Genomic DNA, 14755 nt, shown 5'->3' with positions numbered 1-14755 from the left:
CAAGGCAGCGTACGGATAGATAGTACCTACGGAATACGAATAAGCTGGTTTGTGTCCTTGCTGTCAGGGAGCAGCCCTGTTTTGCCGGTTGCTTGGGGAGCGGTTATAAGAGATTTTCGTTCTCGGCTACCAGCCGGCCGTTTGCCGGGACCGGTGCGGTAGCCAGGCCAAACAGGCGCTGTACATTGCCACCCATAATCAGGGCTTTTTCTGCCGGCGTCACCTCACCGTCCAGCAGGGCATGGTATTTGGCTACTTCCACGTGCATCAGTTCAAACGGAGTGTCGCTGCCGAAGCATACCCGGCCGGCTCCCAGCGTTTTGATGGCTTTAAGCAACGGCTGGCACCGGATGACGCTGCCGATGATGGTGATGTTGGGGCACTCCAGCGCAAACTCAATGGCGGCATTCCCAAAATCATGAAAGTGAGCCCCGCCCATGTGAACGTTAAAGATGGGCATCTCCGGAAACAGCCGCGCAATCCTGGCCAGCCGGAACGGATGGGTATTTTCCGGCGAATCGCCCCCGATGTGGAACGCCATCATTTTGCCGGTAGTCGCCATGTATTCAATCACGGGTATGGCCAGCTTCGGGTCGTCGATGCAGAACTCGTTCTGCGCTCCGTTCATCTTGACTCCGTAGAAGCCGTACTCCTCGACACACCGCTTGGCCTCATCCAGGGCGTACTGTAGTCCGCAGTTGGGGTCGGCCCAGCCGAAACCCAGAATGCGGTCGGGATGGTCTCGGGTGGCCTGGTACACGTAGCGGTTCGACTCCTCGGTTAGTCGCCAGTAGGGCGGCTGAATCCAGGTCAGGGCTTTGTCGACACCGGCCCGGTCCATGCGCCGGAGCAGTTCGTCGATGGTGATGCTGTTGCCGCCCGTCGGCCGGGGCGAAATATGGGTATCTGCGTCGATAATCATGGTACAAATCGGCAAGCGTGTAAGAGTTCGGTATCGGGTTTAAACTGAATCAGGTGCGCCAGCGCCGGGTTAAACCAGCAGACCGACCGGCGGTTGCGGGTCACCGGAGAATCGGCCGGTCTGCCTCCCCGTAGTAGTTGCAAAGCGGTCTGAGCGGCCCAGTCGCCCTGCTCGCGGGCTACTTTGGTCTGCCCGTACACCGCAAAAGGCATCATAAAGTCATCGCAGGCCACCACCGGCCGACGCAGGTTTCGGGCAACAAACGCTTTGGCTTCCTCGTTTTGCCAGCCCCGGATGCCGCCGTTGGTGGGCAGGTATATCAGGTCGGCGGTCTGGTTCGCTTCCCGAAAGCCTATTTTCCAGGTAGCGAAGTCATCTACGAATGCGTACACCGGCTCAAAGCCCAGCGCACGGTACATCGTGTCCAGCCCCTGTTTGTTTTTCTGTTCGGCGGGGCTGTTCTCCGATAAGATAACCAGCCGTTTGGCGGTGGGATAGTAGCGTTTCATGGTTTCCAGCGTCTCGCGAATCGGCACCACTTCCAGCATCCCGGTTACGTTGGCCACCGGCAGGCCGTACGCGTCCGCCGACCAGTTGACGCCACAGAAGACCACTGGTATAGCCGTGTTTTTCAGATACGGCACCACTACTTCCCGCACGGCATCGTCGTCGGAAGCCAGCACCAGGTCCGGCTGCCAGCGTTTCAATAGTTCCGCTATATGCCGGGCGTTGGTTTGCATCTGTTCGGGATGGCGCTTGGTATCCATAAACACCACCTCCAGGTCGATGCCGCCGGCCTGGGCCAGCGTCTGCCGGATGCCGGCCATCACCGAATCGCTGGCACCGTAGCCTTCGTGGTAGGAGTTGATGTACAGCACCCGCTTCTGCCCCTGGACCAACGGACAGCCCAGTGCCCAAAGCAACAGGACCATGAAGAATTGTCTCATATCACACCACATACGTTAAGCCCCAGCACCCCGCCAGCCCGACCACGGCCACAATGGTTTCCATCACGGTCCAGGACAAAAAGGTCTGGCGCAGGCTGAGGTTGAAATACTCCTTGAACATCCAGAAACCGATGTCGTTGACGTGCGAGAACATCAGGCTGCCCGCCCCGGAGGCCAGCACGAGCAGTTCGGGCGGCACGGCTCCGCCGGCGTGCATCCCGACGATGGGCAGCACGATACCCGCCGACGTAATGGCGGCTACCGTAGCCGAGCCCAGCGCCAGCCGCAGCAGAGCCGCTACCGTCCAGGCCAGCACCAGCGGAGAAAGTGCCAGCCTGCCGCTCAGTTGGGCGATGGTCTCACCTACGCCACTGTCGAGCAGCACTTGCTTAAAGGCCCCGCCCCCGCCGATAATCATCAGCACCATGGCTATGCTGCTCACGCCCGTTCCGGCCAGTTCCATCAGTTGCCCCATGGTTTTCCCCCGCCGGACGCCCAACAGCCAGCAACTCAGCAGCACCGCCAGTCCCAGCGCAATGGTGGGGTCGCCTAAAAAATGGGCGGCTTTGACGAACGGAGACTCCGGCGCAAAAAACACGCTCAGCAAGGCCGACACTATCATCAGCACCACCGGCAGCAGAGTAGTAATCAGGCTGACGCCGATGCCGGGCAGTTCATGCTCCGGCTTCGGCCGATAGGTAAACAGATGCGCCGGTATCTGCGCGTTGGAGCCCTTAAACCAGCGGGCAAACCACAGCCCGGCCAGCGCAATAGCGGGTATGGCGACGGCAAGGCCGTACAGCAGCGTCAGGTTCACATCCGCCTTGTACAGCGCGGCTACGGAAGTCGGTGCCGGATGGGGCGGCAGCAACCCGTGCGCCACCGACAGGGACGCCGACATGGGAATACCTATATACAGCAGCGGCAGACCGGTAGCGGCCGTCAGGCTATACACCAGCGGAATCAGCACCAGGAACCCGGCATTGTAAATCATGGGCAAGCCCACCACAAAACCCGTCAGCAGCAAGGCTCCCTGCAGCCGCCCCGGCCCGAATAGCTTGATGAGCCAGTAGGTGATGCGCTGAGCGGCTCCGCTTTCTTCGACCAGTTTGCCCAGCATGGCTCCGAAGGCCAGAATCAGCGCAATGCTGCCCAGCGTACTACCCACCCCGTTCTGTACCGACTTTAAAGCCGCTTCCGGCGTCATTCCCTCGGCAATCCCCACCAGCAGCGAGGTGATGATTAAGGCAATGAATGCGTTCAGCCGCAGCCAGATCATCAGGCCCAGCAACAGAAAAATGCCCGCAACAACAATCAGTAAGGCGTTCATGCCCGGTAGCTATTTAGCGAAAAACGTGGTAACGGACCCCGCCGGCGCGTCGTACAGCAGCGTACCCTCATTGGTCAGGTTGTAGTCCCCAATACCCTGATACTGTTCGTAGGCCACGTTCTGGTAGCGGTCTGCTTTCTCCGTAGTCCGGAACGCGGCAAACCGGCGGGCATTGGTGCCTTTGACGGACACCACCACCTTCCGATTGTACGCCGACATATTGGTCACCACAAAAGCATCGGGGTGGCGGGTACCGTTGGCGGCAAAAGCAATGATGGGCATCTCGGAATCCATGGAACTGGTCCGGGCCACGGCCATGCCGGCCTGGCCGGCGCGGGTCAGTTGCTTATAAAAATAGTACCCCCGCCGTACCTCGTAACTGCCGTCTTCGCGCACCGTAAAAGCCGAACCCGGATTGGGGTCGCCACCCACCCACTGCGACGGCCGCTGAATACCGGCCCAGGGGATAATGCCGTTTACCTTGGCGGTGTAGATGTTGCCGTGCATCTCCTTCACATTTTTCGTGTCCATCTGGCTCCAACTGGTCGAGGTGACCCAGGCGTGCAACTCCGGCCGACGCTCCCGCAGGTAGTCGGTGCCCGCGCTGGTATGCTCCCCGAACCAGCGGCCGTAGGAACCCACGTAGAAGCCGTGCGAGGTAATCAGACCGAGGTTGCGGAGCGCTTCCGGGTCGTCGGCCAGCGCGTAGGCATAGCCCCAGTTGCTGAACCGGTACCAGTTGGTATTTTCGCCGGGGGTTACGCCTACCTCTTTCAATCCGGCTTTGTCCAGCGCAGCGCGGGTGAGCTTGACAAACTCGGCGGTCTGGGCCGGCGACCAATACATATTGTAATCGTGGCCGGTGCCGATATTGCCGGTTTTATCCTCGGCATCCCAGCGCGACCAGTCTTCGCCTTCGTTGTGCAGCGATACGTACCGTACCGGCAGTTTCTCCTTATCGCGCAGGTACTTTACCCAATCGGCCAGGTAGTTGGTCAGCGCCCCTTTCATGGCCGGGTTCAGGTCGCGGCCGCGCATGGTATTCTGCTGCGTCACAAAGGGCGGTGGACCGTACAGCGTGGTAATAATCTGCAAATCGGCACCCCGGCTGCGGGTGCGTTTCAGCCCTTCGCGGGCGAAATAGCGAATCCACTGGGTTGAAGCCTCATGGTCTAAATCGCTGCCGGCCGCCGACTGGTGGTGCGGGTCGTAGAACATCTTCAGCAGCCCCACTTTCAGGCCGTCTTCGCCAAAGACCATGTCCAGAATTTTCTGGCGGTCCGGCTCTTTCAACAGGCTGAAACCGCCGTACTCCTGCCGGTCACTGGCGTAATTGATGGTCTGGGCGGTTTCAACGTAATTAAACCCGAACCCGTCCCAGGGACGCAGTTTTTTGGCGAAATCAACTTCGGCCTGCACAGCCGTAAAACCGTTCACCTGGGCCAGCATGTTGGCCGGCCCGGTAAACAGCAGAATCAACCCAAGAATGGTTACCGCTTTTTTCATGGACTAAGTTTACGGAATCTCTCGTTGCGTACTACTACCAGCCCGGATTTTGCTTGATATTCGGGTTGCGCTCCATCACATCCGTCGGAATCGGGAACAGGCGGTATTTGGGGTCGGCAATGCGGGCGCGGTCGATAACCTCTTTGGGCCGCTCCGACTTCAGCGGATTGGCACCGACGGACGCTTTGTCCACGTTGTTGAGGAAAATGTCGTAGAAGCGCATGCCGTCGAACCAGCCGTGACCTTCCAGCACCAGTTCCTTCCGGCGCTCGGTCAGCAGGGCCTTCCGAAACTCCGGGTACGACAGGCCTGCCAGGTCAATCGTCGGGTCGGGGGTATTGATGTCTTTGCCGAAGGCCCGCCGTCTGACCATATTCACCAGTTGGTACGCTTCGGCGTTGGGGCCTTTGTTGATTTCGGTCAGGGCTTCGGCCAGCATCAGCAGCACATCGGCGTAGCGCAAGACTACAAAATTCGGCTCTTCCTTGTCGAGATTGGCGGTTTTGTCGAAATCGACATTCTTGCGGAAGCCGGGGGTATCCTGCGGAAAGTTATTGGCCCTTGGGTCCTCGGGGTTAAATTTGATGGTCTTACCGCCACTCACAAACGAATCGTCGAACGTCACATCCCGGCGCTGGTCACCCGGTTCGTAGGATTTGTAGAAATCCAGTTCTACGTTCATGGTCGAAAACGAACTGGCGTAGGTATTCCCTGTGTTGGCAGTCGAAATCTGCCGGGTAAGCCGGCCCCCCATGCCCCCGATACGGGTGAGCTGAATGTCGAAGATGACCTCTTTGTTGTTTTCGTTCTTCTCGTAATCCCAGAGAGTCGCATAGCTGGCTTCCAGCCCGTGGTCCCCGTCGGCAATCACTTCGCGCAGCAGGGCAGCGGCTTTCTGGTTGTCGTCGTTCTGCGCCAGCTCCTTCACGGTAGCGCGGGTGAGGTAGGCTTTGGCCAGCAGCGTCTTGGCGGCACTGCGCCCGGCACGGCCCCGGTCGGCGGCCCCGTACGACTTCACCGACGGCAGGTTGTCCTTCGCAAACATCAGGTCTTCGATAACCAGGTTGTAGACCTGAGCGGCCGGGGCCGCCGGTACCTTCAGGTTATCCAGGCTGGTGGTAGCGTTGGTCAGCAGGGGCAGGTCGCCGTACAGCCTGACGCCGTTGAAATAGGCCAGGGCCCGCAGAAAACGCGCTTCGCCCAGGATTCGGTTTTTCAGCTTTTCATCCATGGCAATCTTCGGGACGTTGTCGAGCACGGCATTGGCGCGGTTGACAATCTGGAACGTCTGCCGGTACACGCTGGCCTCATCGCCCACGCGGGTGGTCCAGGTATCGAGCCGGCCGTGGTCGACTGACCTGTCCCACAGAATGCTGGTCACGGCTTCGGTGGTCAGCTCATTTATGGCCAGCAGGTTGTAGTCGTAGTACCCGCTGTCGTTGTTGTACAGCATTTTGTACACGGCATTAACGGCCGCCTGCGCATCTTTGGCGTTCCGGTAAAAATTAGACGGGGTCAGAAAGCTGTAGGCTTCCTCTTCCAGAAACTTCTCGTGGCAGCTATTGAGCGACAGCAGCGCAGCCAGCAGTATCGAAATCTTTATCTTTTTCATGAATGTCTTTCCGGTTGATGGGTCTTAGAATTCTACGTTTACACCAAACATATACGTTTTGGCCAGCGGGTAGGCCCCAAAGTCGATACCCTGGTTGATGGCCGACTGCCCCCGGTCGTTTACTTCAGGATTATAGCCGGAGTACTTCGTGAAGGTCAGCAGGTTCTGACCGGCCACGTACACGCGGGCCTGCCGGAACACCGACTTGTTTTTGAAGGGGATGTTGTAGCCCAGCCGGATATTACGCAGGCGAAGGAATGAGCCATCTTCGACGAAGAAATCCACGTATTCATCGGCCGTCGGGGTATTGTTGAAGCTGTTACCCCCGATTCGCGGCAGCGTACCCGTCGGGTTATCGGTATTCCAGGAATTGTACAACACCTCTTTCGCCACGTTATGCCGCGCCAGGTTGTTGTACAAATCGCGACGGGTTGCGTTCAGGACGGAGTTGCCGTAAACGCCCTGCAGGAATACATACAGCTCGAAGTTTTTGTAGCTGACGGTATTGGTCCAGCCGTAGATGAATTTAGGGGCCGGATTTCCCAGAATGGTCCGGTCGTTACCGTCCAGTTTGCCGTCGCCGTTCACGTCCGCATACCGCAGGTCGCCGGGCTGCGCGGCCGGCTGCGCAGAATTCTTAATTTCTTCGGCGGTCCGGAAGATGCCGTTGGTCCTGTAGCCGTAGAACACCCCCACCGGCTCGCCCACCTGCAGCATATTCCCCCGCCAGCGGTAGTCGAAGGTCAGCAGCGGACCAAACACCTGCCCGACGGCCGACAAAGCCAGTACCTTGCTTCGGTTCGCCGACCAGTTGGCATCGGTCCGCCACCGCACCACCCCGTCTACCACGTAACCGCCCAGCGCCAGTTCGATACCCTGGTTCTGAATATTACCCACATTGCCCTGAGTTGACGAAAAACCGGAGTTGAGCGGCAGGCTGATGTCGAACAGCAGGTCGCTGGTCTTTTTGTAGTAGTAATCGAACGTCAGCGAAATGCGGTCGTTCAGGAAAGCGGCATCCAGACCAATATCAGTTTGGGTGGTTGTTTCCCATTTCAGGTCCGGGTTACCCAAAGCCGTCGGGGTCAGCCCCGTCACGCGCTGGCGGTTGAAGGTATAGTCGGCATTGGTGATGCGGGTTAGGGAGCGGTACGGCCCGATTTCCTGGTTGCCAATCTGGCCGATGCTGGCCCGGAGTTTCAGGTCGCTGAAGATGTTGGCCTTCCGGATAAACTCCTCGTCGCCGAGCCGCCAGCCCAGCGCCAGCGAGGGAAAGAAACCCCATTTGTTATTCGCTCCGAACCGCGACGAGCCATCGGCCCGCGCCGAAATCGTGGCCAGGTATTTGCCCCTGAACACGTAATTGAGCCGGCCCAGGTACGATGCCAGCGACCACTTATTCTTATTGGAAGATACACCGGGACCACCGACCTGGGTACCCGCGCCAATATTTTCGAACAGAAACGCATCCGTCACAAAAATGCTGTTGCTCATGCCCCGGCTCTGGAAGGTCCGCTGCTGCAATTCATACACGCCCGTGGCGGTCAGTTGGTGCGCACCGAACGTTTTGCTGTAGGTCAGCATGTTGGTGTTTATCCAGCTGAACGACGCCGTGGTTCCGATGGAGGCACTCCCCTGCGCGGTAGCATCGCGCTCACCTTCCCCGGCGAAGTAGTAATCCCGCTCCCGGTTATCCACGTCAGTGCCTAGCATCACCCGGAGGTTCAGCCCTTCGACCAGTTTCAGGTCGCCGTATACATTACCCAGAATCCGGTTGGCGGTGGTCAGGTCGGTAGCCGATTCGATAATCTGCACCGGGTTATTGCGGCCGAAGGGATTCAGTGGGCTTGGCTCATCTTCCCGGCGCGAATACAGGCCGTTGTTTAGCCGGGTCGGCAGAATCGGCAGGTATTGCAGGGCCGCATGCACGGCTCCGGCATTGGCGTTGCCCATACCGCCGTCGATGGTCTGGTTGTTCAGCGTCCGGCTGACGGTCAGGCTGGTGCCGGCCTTGAAGCGGTTGCTCACCTGGGCGTCGATATTCGTGCGAAGTGAGTAGCGGCTGAAGTTCGATTTCTTCACCACTCCATCCTGGTTGTAGTAGTTGCCCGCAATGGCGTACTGCATCCGGTCGTTGCCCCCCGAGAAGGTTAGTTGATAGTTCGACATGGGAGCCGTGCGGAAGATTTCATCCTGCCAGTTCATGCCGGGGCCGTTGATAAGCTTACCCCAGTCGGCCAGATTATTGAACTGCGCCAGGGTCTGGGGCGTAAAGTAGAGCGGCTGGTTCAGGTTTTTCGCTTCCTGGTTGGCAAACTGAGCGAACTCCTGCCCGTTCATCACGGCAAGCTTTTTGTCGACCTGCTGACTGCCGTAGTACATATCGAAGCTCACTTTGTTCTGCCCGGCTTTACCCCGCCGGGTGGTAATCAGCACGACGCCATTGGCCCCTCGCGAGCCATAGATGGCCGTGGCCGACGCATCTTTCAGTACCTCAATGCTTTCGATGTCGTTCGGGTTCAGCGAGGCCAGTGCATTGGGGGTGGTGCGGAAACCGCCGAGCCGGCCACCGGACGGGTTCGACTCGTCGTTGTTGTTGTAAATTGGGAAGCCATCCACCACGTAGAGCGGCTCATTTCCGCCGTTGATGGAGTTACCGCCCCGGATGCGCACCGACATACCACCACCGGGTGCCGACGAGGCCTGCGTCACCTGGATACCGGGCGCTCTGCCCTGCAACCCCTGTTCCAGCGACACAATGGGCATCGACCGGATATCGTCGGCTTTGATGGACGATACCGCACCGGTCAGGTCACTCTTTTTCACGGTCCCGTAGCCGACGACAACCACTTCGTTCAGCGACTTCACGTCCGGCTCCAGCGTCACGTTCACCGTGGTCTGGTTACCGAGGGGCATCTCCAGGGTGCGGTATCCGATATACGAGAACACCAGGGTCGCTGCCCTGGCCGACGGCAGCGGCAGGGTGAAGGTACCCTTGGCATCGGTCGTAGTACCGACCGATGTGCCCTTTAGCAGCACCGTTACGCCCGGTAGCGCTTCGTCATTGGCGTCCGAGACCCGGCCGGTAACCGTGCCGGACTGCGCCCGGAGCAGGCTGATTCCTGCCAGCAGGAAACAAAGCGGGAGCACCCATGTAAGCCAGGTAAAGTATCCCTTTCTCATGTGCATTTGGTTTAGAGTAATTGTACAATTTTTAGTAAATGTGAGACTGACGGCACCTTATACATCGTTCGCCGGAAGCGGCAACGGGACTTGTTGCGGTGGGTACGATTACTGAAGCTATAGGCCAGCATGCCGGAAAACAAGCATTCGTGTCCGAAAAAATGTGATTTTTTCTACTTTAACGTTACCGAAAACGTTAAAGTAAGGGCGGCTGTCTGTTACTTTTTTTGAGAAGGTCTGGCCAAATACGTATCTTTCTGAACGAATCGGCGTCCCAGACCAGCCAGATTAATTCTTTACATATAGCTGGGGACACCCCGAAGCAGCATCGGCCTGATTTGTACTTTTCCGGCACACCCAGCCTTACTCGGCATCCGTTTATGAAGTCGTCGCAAACTACCATCAAAGACATTGCCAGGCGGCTGAATCTTTCCGTCACCACCATATCTAAAGCCCTGCGGGGTATGCCCGACATTAGCGCCCCAACGCGGCAGCTTATTCTGGATACGGCCCGCGAGATGGAGTACGAGCCAAACCCCATTGCGCAGAGCCTGGTCAGGAACCAGACCCATACCATCGGCGTCATCATCCCCAGTTTCACCATTCCGTTCTACGCATCGGCTATCAGCGGCATCCAGCAGACCGCGTCCGAAGCCGGATACAACATCATGGTTTGCCAGTCCAATGAGTCCTATGAGACAGAAACCAACTACACGCGGGTGCTGCTGAACAGCCGCGTCGATGGCCTGATTGTCTCGCTGGCGCGGGAGACCACCAACTTCGACCACTTCAACCGTCTGGCGGAACGCTCGCTGCCGCTGGTGCTGTTCAACCGCGTGTGCGATGCCGTACCGGCCTCGAAGGTGGTAGTCGATGATTTTGAAGGTGCGTATCAGGTTGTGCGGCATCTGATTGAGATGGGCTGCCGCCGGATTGCCCACATTGCCGGTCCGGCCAACCTGTTGCTGAGCCGGCAGCGCCTGCAGGGCTATCAGCAGGCGCTGCAGGAGTCTGGATTACCGGTTTGTGAAGACTTCATCCGGACCGGTGACCTGACCATTGCCAGCGGCACCCGGATTACTGAGGATTTTCTAAAACTGGACACTTCGCCCGACGCCATCTTTGCCATCTGCGATTCAGCCGCCTTCGGGGCCATGCAAACCCTCAAAAGCCGGGGTCTGCGCATACCCGACGATATAGCGCTGGCCGGCTTCACCGACGAACCCGTAGCCGCCATTGTCGAGCCGGCGCTGACCACCGTAGCGCAGCCTACCTTTGAAATCGGGCAGATTGCCGCCCAACTGTTTCTGGACCAGGTACGCGGTGGAGAGAGCTACCAGCCAACTACCCAGGTGCTGAAAACCCACCTGGTCATCCGGGCATCGTCGCAGAAAAAGAGCAGGGTCTCTTAAATCATACGTGGTAAGCCCAGAAACAAGAAAGCGGAACCGCTTATGCCGGCTCCGCTTTACCTTTCAACAAGCAGTGTCAGCTGCTCTAACCAAACCGTCAAAACTAACTCTACAGGCATTATCGTTCGAGTGCTACCTGCCGGCCGCCAAAGACCGACGTGGTGCTGACCCTGAATTTTCTAACCAGCGTATGGCGATCATCGGAGATGATGACCCGGTACATACCGGTGGGTAATTGTTCCATATCCAGACGAGTCTGCACGGTGCGGTACGGGCGGCCCACCTGTTTGCCGATCAGCCGCTCGCCCTGCTCGTTCCGCAGATCAATTGAAATCTGATGCCCCTGCGGTTTGGTTACCACCACCGCCAGTTTACTGTCATCGTCGGTGAGGTAAACCATTGAGCGAAAAGCCATTTTATGTTCCGGCTTTTTAGTCCAGTTGACAGGCAGCAGCGGTGACATTACGCCCAGCAGGTATAGAAGGAGTGTGAATTTCATACGTGTTTCGGTTGAAAAGTGAATCTGATACTTAAAAAAGGGGTAGTCCCTTATTACGCCAGCCCAACCAGTTGCATGTCCTCCTGGAAACGGGCCAGCATGGCATGCTCCGCGTCACAAATGGTACCATCGATGCGGGCCGTCGGCTTTCGCCATGGCATACACCAGACTACCCAATCCCATGTAAAGATCCGCTACTGCCATACACTTAGTTGATTCGATCGGGCATCCGAGTGGGCCTCTCCGGGCCTGACTCTACCGGGATTCCGATCAAGTTCCTGTTGCAACAGAAGCAATTGCCGCTGCATATCCAGGTGAGCGCCCAGCAGCGAATCATGCCGCAGAAGCTGCGTGTTGTAGAGCTGCCGTAACTGCCGGTTTTCCGACGAATACCAGAAAAAACCCAGCAGCGACGCCCACCAGCCCAGAAGCGCCAGACCAAGTACCGTCCAGGGGAGCCAGCGACGCTTCAGCCAGCGACTCCGGGGCCGGTCATGGCGCAGGGGCCAGCGGGGCACCGGGGGATTCGAGAAGTCGAGCGTAAACCGGGACATAACAAACTGTAATCAGGCAGAGCGTATGCCCTGCAGTTTCACACTACAAAACTGCACCGACGGCATTAGACCCGTGTTAGGTCGGAATTAGAAGCAAATTAGAAATGGCGGAGTAACTCAATAACCACCGTTGTGCCGGCAGCCTCAGTGGACTGGACACTGATACGGCCCCGGTGCAGGCGGACGATGCGCTCGGTCAGCGACAGACCGACGCCGTGACCGGCTATTTGCCGGGCGTTGCTCCCGCGCCGGAAGGGCTTGAAGATTTCGGGCAGTTCGTCAGCCGGAATGGCTGGTCCTCCATTGTGAAAACGTAACCGGAGCAGCGACAATTCGGATTCGAGGGTGACAATGACCTGATGATCGGGCGAGAACTTGCAGCCGTTTTCCATCAGGTTCAGAAAGGCAATATGCAGCAGGGGCGCGTTGCCCGTTAGTGTCAGATCGGGTGCCGTATCACCAACTTCGGGGAGCTCTACCCGGATGGTGTATTCCGGATGCACGCGCCTGACTTCCGTGCGGGCCTGCCAGATGAGATCGTCGGTTTGCACCGGACCCAGCCGCACCGCCGACTCGTCCATGCTAACGTTGGCCAGACTCAGCAGCCCGTTTGCCAGCCGGTTCAGGCCGCGCACATCGTCGAGCACCGACCGGATCATCGCCCGGAGCTCTTCAGGGTCGTCATCGGCCAGCAGAGCGACTTCCAGTTGACCGGTAATGGCCGTCAGGGGTGTTCGCAGTTCGTGGGAGGCATGGGACACAAACGCCCGCTGCGTCCGGAAAGCGTCTTCCAGCCGGTCGAGCATCCGGTTGAACCGGCGGGCCAGTTGCGTAATTTCGTCGGCCGCGTCGCCTTCTTCCACCCGCAGGTTGAGCTGGGCCGCCGTAATTTCGTCGACACGCCCGATCACCCGCTGCATGGGCTTCAGCGAACGGCCGGCAAAGTACCGCCCCGCGCCAAATACCACCCCGGTGGCCAGCAGCCAGCCGGCCGCCAGAATCAGGGCCAGATTCCCCTGCTTCAGAAATCCGTATTTATCAATGGCCGACGCAAACACCACCAGGCGGTTGAGCGGGTCGGCATACAGCACCCCGGTGATTTCGCGGTCGCCTTCCCGCCAGTAGACCTCTTTCTCCAGCCGGACACGATTTAATGTCTCGGGGGTAACGGTCAGGTAATCGGTGCCGCTTTCATAAACGATCTGGTTGCGGTAGTTGTAGACGATAATCTCCTCCTCATACAGCACGGTCATATTGTTGAGATCCAGCAGCCGGAACAGTTCCGGGCCGATCGTTTCTTTACCGAACAACAATTTGGCGCAGGTGAGTGCTTCTTCCCGTAACCGCTCGCGAAATTCGTTTTGCCGGTAGCGTTCGGCAGAAAAGAAAATGATGAGACAGAAAAGCAGCAGCAGTCCCGAGACGATAGCCGTAAAAAGCAGGGTCAGCCGGGTGCGGATGGTCATGGCAGCTGGCTATTTTTCCTTGAGGGTATAGCCCATGCCCACCACCGTGTGAATGAGTTTGGGGATATGCACATCAATCTTTTTGCGGAGGTAGTTGATGTACACATCGATTACATTGGTACCGGTATCGAAGTTGATATCCCAGACATTTTCGGCAATATCCAGGCGGGAGAGCACGCGCCCCCGGTTGCGCATGAGGTATTCCAGCAGCAGGTACTCACGGGCCGTCAGTTCGATCTCCTGACCGGCCCGGCGGGCTACTTTCTCGTCGAGGTCGAGTTCCAGATCGGCCACCCGCAGGATGGTCCGCTTTTCGGGCTGCTCGGCCGACCGGCGCAACAGGGCCTTCACCCGCGCCAGCAACTCCAGAAAATCGAAGGGCTTCACCAGGTAATCGTCGGCTCCGGCTTCAAAACCCGCCAGCTTATCGGCGGTGGTATCCAGGGCCGTGAGCATCAGAATCGGCAGTTGGGGCTTGAACTGGCGGATGGTCTGGCTGACGTCCAGGCCGCTGATGTCGGGCAGGTTCAGGTCCAGAATAACCAGGTCAATATGTTCTTCGCCCAGCAACTGGCGGGCGGTGGCACCGTCCGGCGCGACCAGCGCCCGGTAGGATTGCGTTTCGAGGCCCCGGCGCAGCACAGCTGCCACTTTGGCCTCATCTTCAACTACCAGGATGGTCGCCGTTGACTGAACAGACATAATGATGAAACCTTCGGGGTTAGTGGGTTACCTGCCCGAAGGTAATCGTTACATCGTACTTATCAAAGCGTAAGCGGTGCCGATACGCCCCGATGGTTTTACTTCACCGCTACTGCCGGGGCCGGTTTGGCCACCTCATTGTGCGGCATTTTATAATTCCGCTTAGCGTCCTCTATCGAAGTATGCGGTATGACCAGGCCGCTGGTCAGAACGGGACTCTGTACGGGATGCTTGTAGTTAGCCGCCATGCGGGGCTGTCTGGCCCGCACATACGCCTGGCTGGACCACTGGCGGGCGGCAGCCGCCTTATTCGGGTGTTTGTAATTATGCGTTGAATAGGTGACGTCGTTCCGCACTTTGTCTTCCGATTGGGCAACAGCGGTGGTGATGGCAAGCACACTCAGGACTATACTAAATAGGTATGTTTTCATGGCTGAATTGTCTTAAAATGAATCAGTCTGGCTTGAATGATCTGGTCGCCTGACCGACATCACAAAGATGAGACCCCTGGGTTAGGCTCGTATTAGTCTTGAATTAGAACTGTATTAGAAATGGAAACCTCACCACTGACAGCCGTCGCCGTTCGAAAAAAAGTACAGATCCGGCTTGGGTGAACAGCCGA

The 14755-nt window shown here is 58.0% G+C and carries 12 protein-coding genes; 1 reads left to right on the top strand and 11 read right to left on the bottom strand.

Annotation, left to right across the window (positions count from 1 at the left end):
• Positions 1–103: 103 nt before the first annotated feature.
• Genes ABD949_RS06605 through ABD949_RS06580 form a run of 6 tightly spaced genes read right to left on the bottom strand, consistent with a single transcriptional unit; the run spans position 104 to position 9500 of the window.
• A complete protein-coding gene (locus tag ABD949_RS06605) occupies positions 104–922 on the bottom strand; it encodes an amidohydrolase family protein (protein WP_345241808.1) in 819 nt (272 codons plus the stop codon).
• A complete protein-coding gene (locus ABD949_RS06600) occupies positions 919–1869 on the bottom strand; it encodes an ABC transporter substrate-binding protein (RefSeq protein ID WP_345241806.1) in 951 nt (316 codons plus the stop codon). The genes ABD949_RS06605 and ABD949_RS06600 overlap by 4 nt, the downstream gene beginning before the upstream one ends.
• 1 nt (position 1870) lies before the next feature.
• Positions 1871–3199 (bottom strand): GntT/GntP/DsdX family permease, encoded by a 1329-nt coding sequence (locus ABD949_RS06595; RefSeq protein ID WP_345241805.1) that lies wholly within the window; start codon positions 3197–3199, stop codon positions 1871–1873.
• Positions 3200–3208: 9 nt separating this feature from the next.
• Positions 3209–4705, bottom strand: a complete 1497-nt coding sequence (locus ABD949_RS06590; RefSeq protein WP_345241804.1) for a glycoside hydrolase — start codon at positions 4703–4705, stop codon at positions 3209–3211.
• 34 nt (positions 4706–4739) lie between these two features.
• Positions 4740–6317 carry a RagB/SusD family nutrient uptake outer membrane protein gene (locus tag ABD949_RS06585; protein ID WP_345241802.1) on the bottom strand — a complete coding sequence of 526 codons (1578 nt, stop codon included), beginning with the start codon at positions 6315–6317 and terminating at the stop codon, positions 4740–4742.
• A 24-nt stretch (positions 6318–6341) separates the two neighbouring features.
• Positions 6342–9500, bottom strand: a complete 3159-nt coding sequence (locus ABD949_RS06580) for a SusC/RagA family TonB-linked outer membrane protein (protein ID WP_345241799.1) — start codon at positions 9498–9500, stop codon at positions 6342–6344.
• A 380-nt stretch (positions 9501–9880) separates the two neighbouring features.
• Here ABD949_RS06580 and ABD949_RS06575 point away from each other — a divergent pair, with 380 nt between their 5' ends.
• Positions 9881–10912: a LacI family DNA-binding transcriptional regulator gene (locus ABD949_RS06575; protein WP_345241797.1), complete on the top strand. Its 1032-nt coding sequence runs from the start codon at positions 9881–9883 to the stop codon at positions 10910–10912.
• Between the two features lie 118 nt (positions 10913–11030).
• On the opposite strand, the gene ABD949_RS06570 is transcribed toward ABD949_RS06575, so the two are convergent.
• The 5 genes from ABD949_RS06570 to ABD949_RS06550 form a co-directional block, all read right to left on the bottom strand.
• Positions 11031–11411: a hypothetical protein gene (locus tag ABD949_RS06570; protein ID WP_345241795.1), complete on the bottom strand. Its 381-nt coding sequence runs from the start codon at positions 11409–11411 to the stop codon at positions 11031–11033.
• Between the two features lie 194 nt (positions 11412–11605).
• Complete coding sequence (locus ABD949_RS06565; RefSeq protein WP_345241794.1) at positions 11606–11965, bottom strand: hypothetical protein; 360 nt, start codon at positions 11963–11965, stop codon at positions 11606–11608.
• A 98-nt stretch (positions 11966–12063) separates the two neighbouring features.
• The gene (locus ABD949_RS06560) at positions 12064–13431 is read right to left on the bottom strand and encodes a HAMP domain-containing sensor histidine kinase (protein WP_345241792.1); all 1368 of its coding nucleotides are present in this window, start codon (positions 13429–13431) and stop codon (positions 12064–12066) included.
• 9 nt (positions 13432–13440) lie between these two features.
• Positions 13441–14133, bottom strand: coding sequence for a response regulator transcription factor (locus ABD949_RS06555; RefSeq protein WP_345241790.1), 693 nt, complete (start codon positions 14131–14133; stop codon positions 13441–13443).
• Positions 14134–14231: 98 nt separating this feature from the next.
• Positions 14232–14564: a hypothetical protein gene (locus ABD949_RS06550; protein WP_345241788.1), complete on the bottom strand. Its 333-nt coding sequence runs from the start codon at positions 14562–14564 to the stop codon at positions 14232–14234.
• Between the last annotated feature and the right edge of the window lie 191 nt (positions 14565–14755).

The sequence above is a fragment of the Nibrella saemangeumensis genome, from assembly GCF_039541915.1.
GTDB classification, from domain to species: Bacteria; Bacteroidota; Bacteroidia; order Cytophagales; family Spirosomataceae; genus Nibrella; species Nibrella saemangeumensis.
Note: the sequence above shows the minus strand (reverse complement) of the source record. Positions and strands in the feature narration are given on the sequence as shown.